This window comes from Nocardia sp. NPDC088792, from assembly GCF_044750615.1.
In the GTDB taxonomy this organism is placed as follows: domain Bacteria; phylum Actinomycetota; class Actinomycetes; order Mycobacteriales; family Mycobacteriaceae; genus Nocardia.
Window position 1 is genome coordinate 1,879,867 of sequence record NZ_JBIVKC010000002.1, and the last position, 18,102, is coordinate 1,897,968.

The 18,102-nt window shown below is 68.3% G+C and carries 18 protein-coding genes; 3 read left to right on the top strand and 15 right to left on the bottom strand.

Annotated elements, in window-relative coordinates; translation table 11 throughout:
• Positions 1-82: 82 nt before the first annotated feature.
• Both ACIP5Y_RS17800 and ACIP5Y_RS17805 read right to left on the bottom strand, forming a co-directional pair.
• Positions 83-715, bottom strand: coding sequence for a TetR/AcrR family transcriptional regulator (locus ACIP5Y_RS17800; RefSeq protein ID WP_397014318.1), 633 nt, complete (start codon positions 713-715; stop codon positions 83-85).
• Between the two features lie 740 nt (positions 716-1,455).
• Positions 1,456-2,856: a DHA2 family efflux MFS transporter permease subunit gene (locus ACIP5Y_RS17805; protein ID WP_400351194.1), complete on the bottom strand. Its 1,401-nt coding sequence runs from the start codon at positions 2,854-2,856 to the stop codon at positions 1,456-1,458.
• Between the two features lie 274 nt (positions 2,857-3,130).
• Here ACIP5Y_RS17805 and ACIP5Y_RS17810 point away from each other — a divergent pair, with 274 nt between their 5' ends.
• A complete protein-coding gene (locus ACIP5Y_RS17810; protein ID WP_400351195.1) occupies positions 3,131-4,096 on the top strand; it encodes a sigma-70 family RNA polymerase sigma factor in 966 nt (321 codons plus the stop codon).
• A gap of 7 nt (positions 4,097-4,103) precedes the next feature.
• Here ACIP5Y_RS17810 and ACIP5Y_RS17815 read toward each other — a convergent pair whose 3' ends face one another.
• From ACIP5Y_RS17815 to ACIP5Y_RS17845, 7 genes are read right to left on the bottom strand one after another with little or no spacing between them, the layout of a single operon-like run.
• Complete coding sequence (locus ACIP5Y_RS17815; protein WP_400351196.1) at positions 4,104-4,721, bottom strand: peroxidase-related enzyme; 618 nt, start codon at positions 4,719-4,721, stop codon at positions 4,104-4,106.
• Complete coding sequence (locus ACIP5Y_RS17820; RefSeq protein WP_400351197.1) at positions 4,714-5,160, bottom strand: hypothetical protein; 447 nt, start codon at positions 5,158-5,160, stop codon at positions 4,714-4,716. Before ACIP5Y_RS17820 ends, ACIP5Y_RS17815 begins: the two co-directional genes overlap by 8 nt.
• Entirely contained in the window at positions 5,157-6,185 is a 1,029-nt protein-coding gene (locus ACIP5Y_RS17825; protein WP_400351198.1) for a putative FMN-dependent luciferase-like monooxygenase, read from the bottom strand. Before ACIP5Y_RS17825 ends, ACIP5Y_RS17820 begins: the two co-directional genes overlap by 4 nt.
• Positions 6,186-6,222: 37 nt before the next feature.
• On the bottom strand, positions 6,223-6,981 hold the full coding sequence (locus ACIP5Y_RS17830) for an ABC transporter ATP-binding protein (RefSeq protein WP_400351199.1): 759 nt from the start codon (positions 6,979-6,981) through the stop codon (positions 6,223-6,225).
• Positions 6,974-7,843 (bottom strand): ABC transporter ATP-binding protein, encoded by an 870-nt coding sequence (locus ACIP5Y_RS17835; RefSeq protein ID WP_400351200.1) that lies wholly within the window; start codon positions 7,841-7,843, stop codon positions 6,974-6,976. The genes ACIP5Y_RS17830 and ACIP5Y_RS17835 overlap by 8 nt, the downstream gene beginning before the upstream one ends.
• On the bottom strand, positions 7,824-9,659 hold the full coding sequence (locus ACIP5Y_RS17840) for an ABC transporter permease (protein ID WP_400351201.1): 1,836 nt from the start codon (positions 9,657-9,659) through the stop codon (positions 7,824-7,826). Before ACIP5Y_RS17840 ends, ACIP5Y_RS17835 begins: the two co-directional genes overlap by 20 nt.
• A 4-nt stretch (positions 9,660-9,663) precedes the next feature.
• Positions 9,664-10,815 (bottom strand): ABC transporter substrate-binding protein, encoded by a 1,152-nt coding sequence (locus tag ACIP5Y_RS17845; RefSeq protein ID WP_400351314.1) that lies wholly within the window; start codon positions 10,813-10,815, stop codon positions 9,664-9,666.
• A 170-nt stretch (positions 10,816-10,985) separates the two neighbouring features.
• Here ACIP5Y_RS17845 and ACIP5Y_RS17850 point away from each other — a divergent pair, with 170 nt between their 5' ends.
• Positions 10,986-11,624: an HAD family hydrolase gene (locus ACIP5Y_RS17850; protein ID WP_400351202.1), complete on the top strand. Its 639-nt coding sequence runs from the start codon at positions 10,986-10,988 to the stop codon at positions 11,622-11,624.
• Positions 11,625-11,676: 52 nt separating this feature from the next.
• Positions 11,677-12,534 carry a GNAT family N-acetyltransferase gene (locus ACIP5Y_RS17855; protein ID WP_400351203.1) on the top strand — a complete coding sequence of 286 codons (858 nt, stop codon included), beginning with the start codon at positions 11,677-11,679 and terminating at the stop codon, positions 12,532-12,534.
• Between the two features lie 9 nt (positions 12,535-12,543).
• Here ACIP5Y_RS17855 and ACIP5Y_RS17860 read toward each other — a convergent pair whose 3' ends face one another.
• The 6 genes from ACIP5Y_RS17860 to ACIP5Y_RS17885 form a co-directional block, all read right to left on the bottom strand.
• Positions 12,544-12,996 carry a MarR family winged helix-turn-helix transcriptional regulator gene (locus tag ACIP5Y_RS17860; protein WP_400351204.1) on the bottom strand — a complete coding sequence of 151 codons (453 nt, stop codon included), beginning with the start codon at positions 12,994-12,996 and terminating at the stop codon, positions 12,544-12,546.
• On the bottom strand, positions 12,989-13,414 hold the full coding sequence (locus ACIP5Y_RS17865; RefSeq protein ID WP_400351205.1) for an SRPBCC family protein: 426 nt from the start codon (positions 13,412-13,414) through the stop codon (positions 12,989-12,991). The genes ACIP5Y_RS17860 and ACIP5Y_RS17865 overlap by 8 nt, the downstream gene beginning before the upstream one ends.
• 155 nt (positions 13,415-13,569) lie before the next feature.
• Entirely contained in the window at positions 13,570-15,588 is a 2,019-nt protein-coding gene (gene fusA, locus ACIP5Y_RS17870) for an elongation factor G (protein WP_400351206.1), read from the bottom strand.
• Positions 15,589-15,868: 280 nt separating this feature from the next.
• On the bottom strand, positions 15,869-16,831 hold the full coding sequence (locus tag ACIP5Y_RS17875; RefSeq protein ID WP_400351207.1) for an NAD(P)H-dependent flavin oxidoreductase: 963 nt from the start codon (positions 16,829-16,831) through the stop codon (positions 15,869-15,871).
• A 13-nt stretch (positions 16,832-16,844) separates the two neighbouring features.
• Entirely contained in the window at positions 16,845-17,183 is a 339-nt protein-coding gene (locus ACIP5Y_RS17880; protein WP_400351208.1) for a DUF2568 domain-containing protein, read from the bottom strand.
• A gap of 87 nt (positions 17,184-17,270) precedes the next feature.
• On the bottom strand, positions 17,271-17,945 hold the full coding sequence (locus ACIP5Y_RS17885) for a rhomboid-like protein (RefSeq protein ID WP_400351209.1): 675 nt from the start codon (positions 17,943-17,945) through the stop codon (positions 17,271-17,273).
• Positions 17,946-18,102: the final 157 nt, after the last annotated feature.

Below are 18,102 nucleotides of genomic sequence, written 5' to 3' on the forward strand. Positions count from 1 at the left end.
GCGCGCGCCCGGGTGCGATCCGCACCCGGGCGCGAGTTGGCCGACAGGAAGGGGGTTTTCAGGCGCTGGTTGTGCCGCTTCGTCAGGCGCTGACGGCGCCCATGATGACTCTGCGCAGGACGCGGATGACGTCGTCGAGCGGCTGGCGCGGTTCGGAGCCGCTCCAGGCGTCCACCACGTAGTTGACCGCGCCGATGATGGCGAGCACGCGCATCTCGTAGTCGCCGGGCGGGATTTCGCCGTGCATGGCGGCATCCTCTGCGGCACTGGCGAGTAGGGCGCCCCAGGCGCGGCGCAACTCCAGGCGGAACTTCTCCACCTTGGGGCCCGCGCCGACGACTTCGACGAGTGCGACTCTCGCCTTGCGGGGATCCCGTCCGATCGACTCGATGTAGGCGCGTACGGCGGCGTCGATGATATCGATGGCGCTGGCGTCGGAGTGCTCGGCGATGGTGGCCGCCACGGCTTCCCGTGATTCGCGATCGATCGTCTCGTACAGCTCCAGCAGTAGCGATTCGCGTCCGGTGAACTCCTCGTAGAACTGTCGCGAGGAGAGCCCGGCGTCCTTGCAGATCGCCCCGACAGAGCTGTTGGCGTAGCCGTCTCGTGCGAACACCGTCAGCCCGGACTCCAGAAAACGCGCACGACGCTGCCGTTGCCGGTCTTCTACGGGCTGCCCGGCGTACATTCTTCCCGCGTTCGTTTCCTGTGACATTGCGCCAGACAATACCGAAGGGCCCGATCCCCTCGTCATGGATCGGGCCCTTCGTTTGCACCTTCGACATACCGCGCGATAGCCGAAAGTTGGCTCAGTGACTCGGGCCAACGCAACGCACCCGGGACGGCGGTAGTAGGCAGGGGAACCGCCCCGGGTTCGGAACGTGAATCCGGGGGAAGATTCGCGGACCGATGTCGCATTGACCCGAAAGTCACTGATCGTTTGCCGTTCAACACGATACAGAGCGGACGAACTGGACGGAATAGTTTTCAAGGATATTTTTAGAATTAATTGAACCCGCTTCCGGGATGCGCGGCACACCGCCGGCATACCCGGCGGGACCACCCGCAGACCCACCGGAACCGATGGACATGCGAAGGGCCCGATCCCCTCGTCTCGGATCGGGCCCTTCGACCTCCCCTCTCGGCTTCCGTGCAATAGCCGAAAGGTGGCACTCGCGTAGCTACTTCGCCGAAATGCTCGAGGAGCCCGTCGCGATGAGCTTCAGAATTGTCTGCACGAGCACATCCGAGAGGAGATTGGTCATGGCGATACTCCGATCCGAGAGTTGGCCGGCATCTTCACTGGCCGTTTGCCACCCGGACGTTACCCAGCCGACCGGTCCGTGTGGGCGATTTTCCAGGAAAATTCTAGAGAAATTTCGATAGCGCGTTAGACAGCCCCCGACCAGGCCATTCACCGCTTCCTGGGAACGGCCGCCATACCGGCCGGGCGCACTACTCCGCCATCGCGCTCGGCACCCGCTCCGATTGCCGGGAAACCGCCGCCCGGCGCCGCGTAACAGCCAGCCCGGCAACACCACCCAGCGCCGCGAGCGCCGCCGTGACCAGCATGGCCGCCCGGAACCCGGTCGCGACCGCCGCCGCGGACGAATAGCCGCCGTGCGCCAGGAAAACCGCTGACGCCACCGCGATTCCGAACGCCCCGCCGAGCTGGCGCATGGTGCTGTACACCCCGGACGCGGTCCCGATCGACCGCGGCTCCACGGAATTCAGCACCGCGTTCTGCACCGCGGGCATGGCCGCCGAGATACCGATCCCCGCCACCATCATGGGCGCCACCATGACGGCATAGCCGGACCCGGAAACCGCTGCGATCCAGGCGAACCCGATCGCCTCACCGGCCAGCCCGGCGACCACCAGCCGCCGCTCCCCGATCCGGTTCATCCGGGCCCCCGCCAGCGGCGCGATCACGAAAAGCGTTGCGGTCCAGGGCAGCATGCGCACGCCCGCGGCCAGCGGACTCTCGTGCAGCCCGGCCTGCAGATACTGCGCGAAGAAGAACGCCGCGCCGAATATCCCGGCCGTCATGGCGAACCCGGCCAGATTCGCCGCCCCGAAGCCCCGATCGACGAACAGCCGCATGGGCAGCATCGGCGCCGGCGCCCGCAGCTCCCACTCCACGAACACGGCCAGCAGCACCGCGCCGCCCGCCAGCGCGCCGACCACCTCGGCCGACCCCCAGCCGGAACCATTGCCGCGCACCAGGCCCCAGACCAGCCCCAGTACGCCGAGCCCGGACAGCACCAGCCCGATCGGGTCCAGCGGCCGTGCCGGACCGCGGCTTTCGGCGATCCGCCGATACGCCAGCGGAATCAGCACCGCGCCGATGGGCACGTTCAGCCAGAAGATCCACTCCCAGGCCATGCCCTGCACCACCACCCCGCCGAGCACGGGCCCGCCGAGGATGGCCAGCCCGGTCACGCCGGCGAAGACGCCCATGGCGCGGCCCCGCTGTTCGGGCCCGAACACGCCGCCGATCAGCGACAATGCGGCGGGCATGACCATGGCCGAGCCCACCCCCTGGACGGCTCGCGCGGCAATGAGCACCGCGATATCCGGCGCCAGCGCACAGCCGGCCGAGGCCGCGGTGAACAGCCCCAGCCCGGCCAGCAGCAGGGTGCGGCGGCCGATCCGGTCGCCGATGGCCGCGGCGGTCAGCATCAGCATGGCGAAGGTGAGCGTGTAAGCGTTGACGGTCCATTCCAGATCCGCCATGGACGCGCCGAGATGCAGGCGAATCGTATTGAGCGCCGTGGTGACCACCAGTGCGTCGAGACCGACCATCAGTGATGCCACGGAGGTCAGCGCCAGTGTCCAGCGCTGTTCGGTATTCATTGCGAGCCGAACCTTCCGGTCGAGCGAAAGCTGTCGCAGATACGTACTCGCCCCCACCCGGAAACTCATCGCGCTCCCGGATCCCGCCCATCGCAACGCCCGGAACAGTTCCGCAAGCAGTCCGGAACAGAGCGTCCCTGCTACCGGGCCTGCCCTGGAAACGGAATCGCGGTCGCTCCGGGCCCGCGCAGCGCGTCCGCGTCCTCGCCGCGTTCGCCGGCAGGTCGGAGCAGGACGGCTCGACGGTTCCGGAACGGCGTGCTACCAAGGTGGGATGACCGTCGCGGCCGACGTCGTCACCGTCGCCGAAACCCATCGTGCCGAACTGCTGGCCTACTGCTACCGCATGACCGGCTCCCTGCACGATGCCGAGGACCTGGTGCAGGAGACGCTGCTGCGCGCCTGGCGGGCCGCCGATTCCTATGACCCGCAGCGGGCCTCGATCCGCACCTGGCTCTACCGGATCGCCACCAATGTCTGCCTGACCGCGTTGAAGAGCGCGGAACGCCGGGCGCTGCCCGCCGACCTGTCGCAGCCGAACCTGTACACGGCCGTCGACGGTCTGCCGAGCCGCCCGGAACTGCCCTGGCTGGAACCCTTCCCTGACAGCTTGCTGGAGGGCGGCGACCCGGCCGCGGTCATCACCGCGCGGGAGAGCGTCCGGCTCGCCTTCATCGCCGCGCTGCAACATCTTTCACCGATGCAGCGAGCGGTGCTCATCCTGCGGGATGTGCTCGCCCTGCGCGCCGCCGAGGTCGCCGCGCTGCTCGGCACCTCTACGGCGGGGGTCAACAGCGCACTGCAACGCGCCCGAGCCCAGCTCGCCGCGGCCGGCCCGTCCGACGGCCTGCCGGAACCTTCCGACGCCGATAAGCAGGACCTGCTGAAACGCTATGTGTCCGCGTTCGAGTCACTCGATATCGAGGCGCTGCGGCAACTGCTGCGCGAGGACGCGCTGCTGCAGATGCCGCCGTTCGCGGCCTGGTTCCGCGGGCCCGATGCCATCGCGACCTTCCTGGCCTCGATCTTCGCGCGCGGCGGCGAATTCCGCATGCTGCCGACCAATGCCAATGGCCGCGATGCGCTCGGCTCCTACCTGCGCCGCGACACCCCGGATTGGCGGGCGAACAATCTGCACGTCCTGACGTTGAGCGAGAACGGAATCGCCCGGATGGATCTGTTCCACCGGTCGGAGCTGTTCCCGTCCTTCGGACTGCCGCCCGCCATCGAATCGGAGTGAGAACGAATTACTCGGCGGCGGAGGGGATCTCCGGCTCGCCGAGGGTCAGCATGAGCCGGTTGGCCCAGGAGAACGAGGCCGTCGACAACACCAGATCGTGCAATTCGGCGGCGCTGAAACCGAGTTCCCGCAAACGCCGCACATGTGTCTCGTTCGCGCGCGGCGGATTGGCGGCGAGGGCATCCACGAAATCGATGATGGCATCCCATCTTTCGTCGAGTCGGACCCCGTTGCCCTCGTCGAGCAGCCGCTGCACATCGTCGCCGCGTGTGGACAGGGCCGTGGTGAAACGTGAATGCACCGAGGCGCAATACTCACAGCCATTGTGGCGGGAGGTCACCGTGGCGGCGAGTTCCCGCTCCGCCCGGGTCAGGCCCGCGCGGCCGTAGAAGATCTCCTTGTCATTGGCACTGCGATGCGCGAGCACTTCCGCATTGCGGGCCAATACTCGAAAGTACGGGCCGATACCGCGGTCGCCTGCCAGCAGCGGGCGCTGTGTCTCGTCGGCGTCGGCCAGCTGGATCGGTTCCACCCACGGCACCCAATCCAGCTGCTCCTGCGTGAATCCCCGTGGCCGCCGGTCGATCTCGACGCTGCGTACCTCGCGCGCGGTGGTCTCACTCATGCGCCGCTCCGATCAGGGTCAGCCCGGCCAGCAGCCGGACCTGGTAGTGCACGAATCCGATGAGCTGCCCGACGGTCACGATGTCCCGCTCGGTCAGCCCGGCCGCGCCGAGTGCGTCGATATCGTCGCGCGTGACGGCGGCGGGGGTCTTCGTCACCCGGGCGGCATGCCGCAGAATGGCCGCCAGCTTCGGATCGCCTTCCGACGGAACGGTTCCCAGCGCCGCATAGTGTGCCGCCAGTTCCGGCGCTCCCGCCAGCTCCGCGACCGCGACCGCCGCCGCGATCAGGCGTTCCCGCCCGACGGACGCGGCCGCCGGACCATCGAGCAACGCATCGTGCACACCTTGCGTGTGCTCGACCACGAGCGGCCGCTGCCGCCGCAGTTCGCGGACGGCCGCCGCGCGGTCGCCGAGCACGGCATCGATCACATCGGTCATGCGTGAATCCCTTTCCCGCGCACCGCCGGGCCTGCCCAGCCCAATCGCGGCGCAACCTTGGTGGCGATCAGTTCGATGGAGCGCAGGGTCGCCTCGTGGCCCGGATCGACCGGATGCACCTGCACGATGAAATCGGTGGAGTGCCGCAGCGCGACATCCGCCGACAATTGCTCCACCACCTCGTCCGGTGTGCCGACCACGGAATCGCGCAGCACCTCGGCCACCGTCTCGGCGGTATCGATTCCGCCATTGCGGCGCACCAGCTCCAGGAAACGGACGGCGCCCTGTTCGGCCAGCGCTGCCGCCTCGTCATGACTGTCGGCCACGAAAACTCCGCGCGACGCACCGATCCGCGGCTCCACCCCGCTGGGCAGCGCATCCAGATAGGCGTCCACCAGTGCCTGCTGGATCTCCCACAGCGGTGCGTCCGGAGCGGCGGGATCGCGCGGCTGCGCCTTCGACAACAGCAGCCCGTCCCCCGCTAGCCCGGCCCGCCGCGCACCGCCGGGTGAGAAAGTGGCCTGCCACAACCGATTCCGCAATTGCCGGGCCGGCGGATTCAGCTCCCGCTCCCCGGTCAGCGGCCGCCCGGCGAGCGCGTCGGTGACCCGCGCCAGCTTGTCCGCGTACACCTGCTGCCGGTCCGCCCCCGCGAGCCCGAACAATTCGAACGCATGCTTGGAACCCCCTGCGCCGAACCCCAATTCGAGCCGCCCGCCACTGAGCACATCCAACACGGCCGCGTCCTCGGCGACCCGGATCGGATCTTCCAGCGCCAGCGTCACGATCGCCGTCCCCAACCGAATCCGCGAATTCAGCGCCGCCGCGTGCGCGAGAAACACGAACGGCGACGGCAGCCCGCCCTCCTGTGCATCCAGATGGTGCTGCGCCACCCACGCCGTCTCATATCCGAGCCGCTCGGCCAGCGCGATCTGCTCGAGCGCCTGCCCGTACACCGTCGCCGCATCCTCCGACGCATCGGTGCGCACCAAGCGGGTGAAGAACCCCAGCCGCTGGGGACTCATACCGTCTCCTTCCCATACGTGCGTGCATCCGGCCCGGTCATACCGCCGCCTTTCCCAAATAGGCGTCGCGCACGGCCGGATTACCAGCCAGTTCCGCGGCGGTGCCGTGCAGGACGATCTCCCCGCCGCGCAGCACATTCGCCGTGTGCGCGATGCTCAGCGCCAGCTCGGCCTGCTGTTCCACGATCAGGATGGCGAGCCCCAGTTCCCGGTTGAGCCGGGCGATCTCCGCCAGCACCCGGTCCACGAACAGCGGTGACAATCCCATGGTGGGCTCGTCCATGCAGATCAGGCGCGGTTTGCTCATGAGCGCCCGAGCGAATGCCAGCATCTGCTGTTCGCCGCCGGACAGGGTGCCGGCCGGCTGTGCGCGCCGCTCGGCGAGCCGCGGGAAGTGTTCGAACAGCTCCGCGGCGCGTGCCGTCAGCACCGACCGGCGTTCCTTGCGGATATAGCCGCCCACGAGGAGATTCTCCGCCACCGTCATGGCCGGGAACACCCGCCGGGCCTCCGGCACCGAGGCCAGTCCGGCCGCGATCCGCGCCGCGGGCGGGGTGCGGGTCACCTCCCGGCCGTCGATCCGCACCGCGCCCGAGGTGGGTGTGATCAACCCCAGCGCCGTCTTCATGGTGGTCGATTTACCGGAGGCATTGCCGCCCAGCAGGGAAACGATCTCCCCCGGCCGGACCTTCAGGGACACTTCGTGCAGCGCGCGCGAGGCGCCGTAATGCACCACGACGCGGTCGAATTCGAGTATCGGCTCGGCGGTTTCGTCGAAACCGGTGATCTCAGGCATCGATGACCGCCTTACCGGCCCGGCTGCGACCCAGGTACGCCTCGATCACGCGCGGATCGGCGAGCACCGCGTCCGGCGCGCCTTCGGCGATGACCCGCCCCTCGTCGAGAACCAGCACTCGATCGGAGAGCTGGTGGATCAGTTCCATCTTGTGCTCGACCAGCAGGATCGTCTGCCCCTGCGCCTTCAGATCGGCCAGCTGCCGGCCGATTTCGGCGGTCTCGGCCTGGTTCATGCCCGCCGCGGGCTCATCGAGGAGCAGCAGTTGCGGCTCCGACGCCAGTGCGCGGGCGATCTCGGTGCGCCGCCGATTCGCATAGGACAGCGTGTAGGCCGACTGGTCCGCGCGCGGCGTGAGCCGCTCCTCGAACCGCGCCAGCTGCGCGTCGATCCGCGCCGCGGCGGCCCGGCGTTCGGCCCGCACTCCGGGTGTCGGCGCCAGCGCCACCGCCACCTCGGCCAGCAGCGAAACCCACCGCAGCACCGGGATATCCGCGAGACCCCGCAACGGCCGCGCGGCGTGCAGCGTGGTCTGCAGCCCCACATCCACGTTCTCGCGAACGGTCATCCCGCCGAATACCCGCCCGTTCTGGAAGGTCCGGGCGAGTCCCGCCGCCGCCGCGGCCTCCGGCCGCCCCGGCCGCAATCGCTTGCCCCGCACCAGGATTTCCCCGGCATCGGGCTTCAGCACACCGGATATGAGGTTCACGGTGGTCGATTTCCCGGACCCGTTCGGCCCGATGATCGATACGAATTCCCCAGGGGCAATGGACAGGTCGACACCGTCGACCGCCCGCACCCCGCCGAAGGAGCGCCGCAGTCCGCTGACCGTCAGCACCGCGTCACGCGTCGACCCGGACACGTTCCCTCCTCACCAGAATGCCCTGCGGCCGGAACCGCACGACCAGCAGCAACACCAAGCCGTACAACACGATTCGCCACGACGGCGCCAGCCGCAGCACCTCCGGCGCCCCGATCAGCACCACCGCGCCCAGCACCGCCCCGTACGGCGAGGAGGTGCCGCCCAGCACCAGAATCGTCACCACCAGCAGCGACATCGGCAGATTGAACACGGTCGGGTCGATGTACGAGTACTGGTGTGCCAGCAGCGCACCGCCGATCCCGGAGAAGAACGCCGCCAGCGCGAAGGCCAGCGCCTTGTAGTCGCGCACCGGCACGCCCGCCGATCGCGCCGCCACCTCGTCCGCGCCGATGGCCCGGATGGCGATGCCCAGCCGCGACCGCTGCACGCCGACGATCACCGCCAGCACAATGGCCAGCACGACGAGTTCCAACCGGAAAACCCGGGTGTGCGTATCGAATTCGAAGCCGAACAGGCTCGGCGCGGGAATCCCGAAAATGCCGTAGCTGCCGTGCGTCACGGGTTCCCAATTGCGGATCAGCGCCACCGTCACGATGCCGATGCCCAGCGTGGCAATGGCAACATAGTGCCCGCCCAACCGCCACAGGGGTGCGGCCAGTACCGAAGACACCACGGCCGCAACGACTCCCGCCGCGACAATGGCGGGCAGAAACGCCCAGTGGTGGTCCACCGTCAATACCGCCGAGGTGTACGCGCCGATGGCGATCGGCCCCGCCTGCCCGATGGCCAGCTGCCCGGCCGACCCGGCCACCAGCGTCATGGAGACCGCGATGATCGCGTACGCCAGAATCTGCGTACCCACCGAGATCCCGTAGTCGTCCGAGATCAGCGGCACCGCCACACCGGCCAGCACCAGCGCGATCAGCGCATGCCACCAGCGGATCGGCAGGTCCCGCCCCGCACCCAGGAAGGTCCCGGTCATGGGCTCGGATTCGATGGCCGGCGGTCGCGCCAGCAGCCCGCCCGGCCGCAGCACCAGGAACACCACCAGCAGCCCGAAGGTGATCAGGTCCCGGTAGCCGTCGCCGAACCAGTAGATCCCGAACGCCTCCACCAGCCCGAGCACGAAACCGCCCAGCACCGCACCGGGAATCGAGCCCAGCCCGCCGATGGTCGCCGCCACGAACCCGGTCATGCCCACGATGCTGCCGCTGGTAGGCGAGATATTGGAGTTGTAGAGCCCCACGAAGATACCGGCCAGCCCGCCCAGTCCGGACGCGATGGCGAAGGCCAGCGACTGAATGCGGCCGACCCGGATACCCATCTGCGCCGCGGCATCCGGATCCTGCGCGGTCGCGCGAATCGCCAGCCCGTAACGGCTGTACCGCAGGAACCCCCACAGCCCGGCCATCACCACCAGCGTGATCGCGAACATGACCACATCCGAGGTGCCGAACCGCACCCCGCCCAGCCGGAAGTTATTGGTGGACAGCACCTGTGGGAACGGCCGGGTATCCGGGCCGAACACCAGCGCCACCACATTCTCGATGATCAATCCGACGGCGACCGTGGCCAGCAGCGCGGCAATGGCCGGGGCGCGCCGCAACGGCCGCACCGCGAACACGTCGATGGCCACCCCGACCAGCGCCGTCACCGCGATCACCACCACCAGCGCCAGCCACCACGGGAAGCCGTGCTGCGCGATCAGCCACCAGCCCAGCACGGAACCGAACGCGAAGATGGAGCCGTGCGCGAAGTTGATGACATTGCTGACGCCGAAGATCAGCGTGATGCCGACGGCGATGAGCGCGTACGCATTACCGTGCACCAGACCCGCGATGAGCGTGTCGATCATTCGGCTACTTGCTTCCGGCGGGCACGAACTTGCCGTTCTGCAACACCAGCTCGATCGGCTTCACCCCGTCGGGACGACGCGTCTGCTGGTCGAAAGCGAAAGTGTTCAAACCGATTCCGTCGAAGTCCTTGATCTCGCGCAGGCCCTTCAGCACACCGTCACGCGTCGCGCCACCGTACTTCGCGGCCTTCACCAGAATGTTCACCGCGTCATAGGCATACACGTTGAAATCGCCCGGGTCCGTAGTGAACTTCGCCCGGAACTTGGTCACGAAATCCTGCACCTTGGGCGTCGTATCGGCGGGCGAGAACACGCCGTTCACGATGTCGCCCTCGGCCGCGGATCCCGCCAGATCGATGAACTGCGGGGTGTTCTGGCCACCGAAGAACGGGCCGTTGAACCCGACATCACGCAGCTGCTTCACGACCAGCGCGCCATCGGGCCCGTAGCCCAGGTGCACGAAGGCGTCCGGGTTCGCGTCCCGGCCCTTGATCAGCACCGGCCGGAAGTCCTGCGAATCCGGCAGGATCGGCGAGGAGTAGGCGATCTCGATGCCCTGCTCCTTGGCGAACTGCTGGAAGAACTGGAAAGCCTGCTTGCCCCAGTCGGTTTCGAGATACACCACCGAAACCTTCTTGGCCTTGGCGCGCACCCATTCCGCATTGACCTTCTCGATCACGTCCAGGGTGATCGAGGGACTCCACGAATAGTCGCCGCCCTTGGTGAATTCGGTCGACGAGTTGGTGAACCCGTACTGCACCAGCTTGCCCCGGTTGTACACCGGCGAGGCGGCGATCGAGGCGGGCGAGGAGAAGTCGCCGAGCTCGGCGATTATGGACTTGTCGCCCACGAACTTGGTGGCGATCGGCACCGTCTGTTTCGGATCCGATTGCGAATCCTCCCATTTCAGCGCGACCTTCTTGCCATTGATGCCGCCGGCCGCATTGATCTGATCCAGCGCCAGGTCGAAACCCTGCTGCCACAGTCGCCCGTACTCGGCCGACGGGCCCGTCTTCGGCCCGGAAACCCCGAAATACACGGTGTCCGAAGCACTTCCGGAGGAACCGCCGCCACACGCCGCCACCAGCCCGGCCATCAGGGCCACCGATGCGACGCCCACCACCGTCCGGAGCCCACGCGACCCCGCCCACTGCATACTCAATCCGATTCCTCTGCTCTGGCCGGCTGCCACCACCGGACGCGAGTGGCGTCACGGTAGCCGCGCGAAAATCCGGCCGACACCCTTGAAATCACCCTGACGGCAAAGATGGGACGAATAGGCGGGTGGCGGACCGGACGGGCCGGGGCGGACCGTATGGTCGGGGGGTGGCTCATGATCTCTCGCCCGCTCTACCGGCCGGGCTCGTGGTGGGGTTCGACCTGGATATGACGCTCATCGACTCCCGGCCCGGCATCGCCGCGGTCTGGGACGCGGTGGCGGCGAAGACCGGCGTGCCGATCGACTCCGAACTGGTGGTGTCCCGGCTGGGTCCGCCGCTGGCCACCGAGGCCGCGGAATGGTTTCCGGAAGAGCAGGTGCCGGACATCGTCGCGCTGTACCGGTCGCTGTATCCCGGGCTCGCGATCGAGCCGAGCCTGCACCTTCCCGGCGCGGTCGACGCGGTCGCGGCCGTGCACGCGGCCGGCGGCAAGGTCCTGGTCATCACCGCCAAGAACCAGCCGCAGGCGCAGCTGCACCTCGACTTCCTCGGCCTCGAGGTCGACGATCTGGTGGGAGGTGTCTGGGCCGAGGAGAAGGGTGAGGTGCTGCGGGAACACGGCGCGTCCATCTACGTCGGCGATCATCTGGGCGATGTGCGCGGCGCCAAATTCGCGGACGCGACGGCGGTGGGCGTGACCACCGGCCCCTATTCCGCCGCGGAACTCTCGGCCGCGGGCGCGGACGTCGTCCTCCCCGACCTCACGGCCTTCCCCGCCTGGCTCGCCACCCACCTCGCCGGCTGACGCGCGGGAAATTCTGTCGCAGGACGGGTTTGCCCGAAGTTAGGCTCGGTGCATGGCGACCGACGGTGTTTCTCTCTTCTGCGGGATCGAGCTCGGCGCGCGTATCGAACGCGCCGAAACGGACCTGATCGCGACGGGCAGCGCGGCCGCCGCGTCGCGGCTCGGCTCCGAGGCAGGATTCGTCCTACCGATCGGCGGCGGAGTGGCCTCGTTCGCAGATATCGGATCGCCGCTCAACAAGGTGGCGGGACTCGGCTTCGGCGGCGTACCCGAGGCGAGCGAATTCGACGAGATCGAACGGCAATTCGCGAAACGGGACACCCCGGTCCAGGTCGAACTGGCCCACCTCGCCGATCCGGCGCTCGGCGAGCTGCTCACCGAGCGCGGCTACCGGCTCGCCGGATTCGAGAACGTGCTCGGCCGAGCGATCACCGGCGCACCCGCGGCCGTTGCCCCGGCCGGAGTCCGCGTACGCCCCAGCGGCGAGGACGAATTCGGCCTCTGGCTCGATATCCTGGCCGACGGCTTCGCCCATCCGGACTCCCAGGGCGTCGTCTCGCACGAGGAATTCCCGCGCGAGATCATCGCCGACGCTATGCGCGATCTCACCACTGCCGCCGGTGTCCAGCGCTATGTCGCGGTCCACGACGGCCAGGTCGCGGGCGGCGCCAGTATGCGCGTGGCGGACGGTATCGCCCAGCTCACCGGCGCGGCGACCCTCCCGGCGCACCGCCGCAACGGCATTCAGTCCGCCCTGCTCGCGGCCCGCCTCACCGAGGCCGCGGCCACCGGCTGCGATATCGCGGTCATCACGACACAGCCGGGCTCGAAATCCATGCAGAACGCCCAGCGCAGCGGCTTCGACTTCCTCTACACGCGAGCCGTTCTCATCAAGAAATTCCCCGCGTAACCGGTCGGCTCAGCCGGGAATCCGGTGGGCTGCAATCGGTTTCAGATGCTCACGCAGCAGCTCGGCGTCCGCCCCGAACATCTGCCGATCGGTGTCCACGGCGGTCTGCACGCCCTTGCTCACCAATTCCCGTCCGGCGGTGGTGAGTTCGATGCGCAGCGCCCGGGCGTCGCCGGCGTCGGCCCGGCGGGCCAGCAGCCCGCGTTCCTCGAGCACGCGCAGCACCTTCGACGCCATCATCCGATCGGATCCGGACATGTCGGCGACCTGTTGCTGCGTCGGCAGTTCCCCCTGCCGCGACAGCCATCCGGCCGAGGCGAGCAGGTTGAACTGGGTGGGCGTCAGCCCGAGCGGCCGCAGATTCCGTTCCAGGGTCGCCCGCCACTCCAGGGCGGCGTGATGCAGCCAGAACCCCGGGCTCATGAGCGGCCCCCGGGGGACCGCTCGCGGTTCGTCAGTCACGGCTCCGCGCCTCCTTCTCCAATGCCGCGAAGGTGCGCGGCATATCGCGTCGCATCCCCTTCTCCCAGATCAGTTTGAACAACGGTCCCATGGGCCCGTGCACCTCCACCCGTTCGGCCACCCGCACCGTGCCGTCACCGAGCGGCTCGTAGGTCCGATGTCCCCGCAGTTTCCCGAACGGTATGCCCGCCTCACTGGTCCACGACTGCTCCGGTTCGACGGCGACGATGGTGAACGGCCCGGCGGGTGCGCCCTTCGGCTTCACCCAGCCCTCGGCCCCGGCCGCGAACTCACCGTCGAAGCGCGACTCCTCCTCGTGCGGATCCCATTCGGACCAGCGGGCCACATCGGTCGCCACCGCCCAGATCTTCGCTACCTCGCCGGTGATCACGGCTTCTTCGGTGAACGAGTACATCATGACTGCCTGCCTTGTCCGTGTCCCGCATCGGAACGCTGTTGTTGCGACAACAATAACCGTAGTCGCGACAACAAACAACCCTTCGGAGCGAGCACTGAGAAACGCGTATGACAATGGCCGGTTCGCATAAGCGAACCGGCCATCGCGCTACCGCATCACCACCGGACCGGGGCCGGCGCATACCCGGCCGGGCGGGTGGTGAACGTGCCGCGCCCCTGCGTACGACTACGCAGACGAGTCGCGTAACCGAACACCTCGGCGAGCGGAGCGGTCGCGGTCACCACCGACGACCCACCGCGCACCGACGAATCGAGCACCCGGCCGCGGCGCGCGGCGAGATCACCGAGCACCACGCCGACCGCATCCTCCGGCACCGTGACCGTCAGTTCGACCAGCGGTTCCAGCAGGGTCATCGCCTCCGGGCGCAGCGCCGCCCGCAACGCCAGCCGACCGGCCGCGCGGAACGCCCGCTCGGACGAGTCCACCGGATGCGTCGCGCCATCGGTCAGCGTCACCCGCACCCCGAGCACCGGATGCCCGGCCAGCGGACCGTCCGCCAGCCCATCCCGGCAGCCGGCCTCGACCGCCCGCACATACTCGGGCGGCACCCGGCCACCGGTCACGGTCGAATGGAACTCGAAATCCCTTGCGGCATCCAGGGGTTCCACATCGATCACGACCTCCGCGAACTGCCCCGGCCCACCGGACTGCTTGACGTGCCGGTACCGCAGCCCGCGCACGCCCCGCACCGGCATCTCCCGGTACGCCACCTGCGGCCGCCCGACCGACACCACGATCCCGCGATCCCGGCGGATCTTCTCCACCGCCACCTCGAGATGCAGCTCGCCCAGCCCGCCGAGCAGTGTCTGCCCGGAATCCGGATCGGTGCGCACGACCAGCGACGGATCCTCCTCCGCCAGCCGCACCAGCGCCACCGAAAGCCGTTCCGCCTCGGCACTGTTGCGCGCCTCGACCGCCACCGACAGCACCGGCTCCGCCGCGATGGGCGGTTCCAGCTGAATCGGCGCACCGGGCGCGCACAGGGTCGCGCCCACCCGCGCCGTCTTGGGCCCGACCAGCGCGACGATATCGCCGGCCACCGCGGACCGCACCTCGCGATGCCGGTCCGCCTGCACCCGCAGGATCCGCCCGACCCGCTCGACCCGGCCGGTGCCCGCGTCCAGCACCGGATCACCCTTGGCCAGGGTGCCGGAGTACACGCGCACGAAGGTGAGCCGGCCGGTTCCGGTCGCCTGCACCTTGAACACCAGGGCCGCAAGCGATTCCGCCGGATCGGCCCGCAGCGTGCGCCCGGCCTCGATCGACGGCCGATCCAGCGGCGAAGGCAGGTAGCCGACCACGGCATCGAGCAGCGGCTCGACGCCGATATCGCGGTACGCCGCACCACACAACACCGGCACGATCTCACCGGTCAGGGTGAGCTGGCGCAGCGCCGCGACGAGGGTCTCGTCGGACACCGGTCCGGCACAGTACTCCTCCAGCACGGCCGAATGCCGTTCCGCCACCTCCTCTTCCAGTTCGCGGCGACGCTGCCGGGCTGCCGCGAGCAGGTCGTCCGGAATGGGTTGCACCGCAAGCACGCCCGCGGTCCAGACCAGTGCCCGCATACGGACCAGATCCACCACGCCGGTGAAGCCGGATTCGCTGCCGATGGGGAGTTGCACCGCCACCGGCGCCGGATGCAGTCGCCGTCGAATGGAGTCCACGGCCCGGCCGAAATCGGCTCCGGCGCGATCCATCTTGTTCACGAACGCGATGCGCGGCACGCCGTACCGATCGGCCCGCCGCCACACCGATTCGCTCTGCGGCTCGACACCCGCGACGGCGTCGAATACGGCGACGGCGCCATCGAGTACACGCAGTGCACGCTCCACCTCGTCGGAGAAATCGACGTGCCCCGGAGTGTCGATCACCGTGAGCCGGTGCTCGTTCCACTCGCAGGCCACCGCGGCCGCGAAAATGGTGATGCCGCGCTCGCGTTCCTGCGCGTCGAAATCGGTGACGGTGGTGCCGTCGTGCACCTCGCCGTGTTTGTGAATCTCGCCCGCCAGGAACAGTATTCGCTCGGTGACGGTCGTCTTCCCGGCATCCACATGCGCGAGGATGCCGATATTGCGAACGGCGGCGAGAGCTTGGGAAACAGTGGTACGCACAGTCTTCGGTCCTTCGATCCGAAACGAGACAAGACAGCGCGAATCACCGGACCGGAGCGGCTCGAAGGCAGCCCCGAACCCGTTATGGCACAGGAAAGTCCGGTCTCAGTACCGGCCGCGCAGCCGGCACCGGGCCGGCGAGGACACCAGGATCACGTCATAACGCGAACGGGCAACCACAGCGCGCATCTCACGCATGACAGGCTCCCTTCCCCTGGTACGAATGGTGGCGAGTACCCCCAACGGCCTCGCCGTGAGTGAACCTAACAGCCGTAGCGCGTCAGGTCATCCGAATATTCCGCAGTGCCCGTTCGGCTTCCGCGGATATCGCGCCCACCAGCGTCTCCGCCGGCTCCACACCGGAGATCAGGTCGAGGCCCTGCCCCGCCCAGATCGGCCCCGCCGTCGCCGCACCGCTCGCCGATTCGGCGCGGTAGGCCGCCAGCGCCGCGGCATCGGACCGCAATTCGTCCTCCCGCCCGCGCCACGTCTCGAGGAACGAATTCCGCAGCGTCCGCGCGGGATACCGGGCCGGCCAATCCGATCCGCGCCCGATATCGAGCACGCGATTGCGCTCGGTATCCGCGCCGCCGGCCTCCAGCAGCGCCTTCCCGATCTCCACCGGGACCAGCGCCTCCGGCGTCACCTGGAATCGCGTCCCCACCAATGCCCCCGCCGCACCCAGCGCCAATGCGGCCGCCAATCCCCGCCCATCGGCGATCCCGCCCGCCGCCAGCACCGGCGTGCCACCGGCGAGATCCACCACCGCCGGCACGAAAGACAGTGTGCCGATCCCACGCTGCACCCCGTGCCCACCCGCATCGTTCCCCTGCGCGACGATCACATCCGCCCCCGCATCAACCGCCCGCCGCGCCTCCTCCGAATCCCCCACCTGCAGCATCAAAGTCACGCCCGCCGCCCGCACCAGCTCCGCGAACGGCATCGGATCACCGAACGACAACAGCACCGCCGCGGGCCGGAACTCCAGTACCCGCCGCACCACCGCCTTGTCCACGGCCCAGGTCCACAACCCGATACCCCACGGCCGCGCGGTGCCGGCCCGCAGGATCCCCACCTCCCGCTCCAGCCATTCCTGGTCCCCGCGGGCCGACCCGAGCAGCCCCAGCCCACCGCCCTCGCAGACGGCCGAGGCCAGCGCCCCACCAGCGGAACCGCCCATGGGCGCCAGCGCAATCGGATGCCGCAGGTTCATCAATTCCGTGAACGCAGTCACCATAGCCATACCGGCCATCTTGCTATGTGAAGTGAACCAGCAACATGTTCACGACGACGACCACCGGAAACGCCACCGCCACACGGGGATACCCGACCCGGACGAACGCCGTGGCCGCCGCGCCGTACACCGCGATCTCGGTGATCACCGCGAGCGCCACCATATGGAAAGTCGCCGCCGGCGCCGCGAACAGCGCCCACAACACGGCCGCGGCCGCCACGGCTCCCACTGCCCGCAGCACCTTCCCCATCCGGCTCCGGCCGCTGTGCATCCCCCACCAGGCGAGGGCGCCGTAGGCGACCAATTCCAGCAGGAAGGCAAGCGTGAGGTTGGCATCGTGCCAGATCGTCGAGATCATCATCCACTCCGAGATCGGTGCTCTTTCTTGCGTCCAGTGTTCACCAGACAGATGCACCAAGTCAAGAGCACTGCTCTCCCATTTCCTACGTCATCCCAGCAGTAGTGAACCGCCCAGAATCACCGAGACCGCGAGCCAACCGCACTCCACTATCGACAAGGGACGCGGGGCCGACCGACGGCGAATCATGAAGAAGCCGAGGGACAATCCGATGAGGACGGAGAGCAGGTGGCCGACATTCGTGAAGGTCTGACCCACGAACACCCCGTCCACCGCCACCAAAGGCCAGAAGATGTACCAGAACCAGCGGAATCGCGGTGGCAGTACAGCCACCAGGGCCCCTATCAGAGCCATGGCGCCATAACTGATGCCGACATCCTCGGCATCGAAGATGCTGTCCGGCAACCACCCTTCACGGACACCCACCCAGAGGCCAACGGCCACAATCAGAGTCGCACCGACATGGCCGGCCAGAAAGATCCCCACCAGCCTCCGCCCGCCGAACCGCATCTCGGTCAGTGCCAGCAGGGCACCGAGGGCAGCGAGAATCAACCAGGCTTCGAGTCCGGTCCCGATGAAGAAGGCGCTCGACAACAGCGTGCCGATGTGACCGTGCAGCAGATTGTGCAGATTCGTGCTCGCCCGCAACATCACCTGGTCGACGGTCGGATCACTCAGGAAGGCCAGCACGGTGGTGGAAATGAGCAGCAGAAACGTGTAGCCGAGCGTTATCCGGAGCCGGCGTAGACCTACGGAATCGGTCACGGAATCCACAAATTGATCAACTGTCCGAACCGAGGGGAATGTTCCCCGGAAACCACGAAAGACCCCCAGCGTGAGCTGGGGGCCTTCGGGAAGGATGTTCCGGCGGTGTCCTACTCTCCCACACCCTGTCGAGTGCAGTACCATCGGCGCAGGTGGC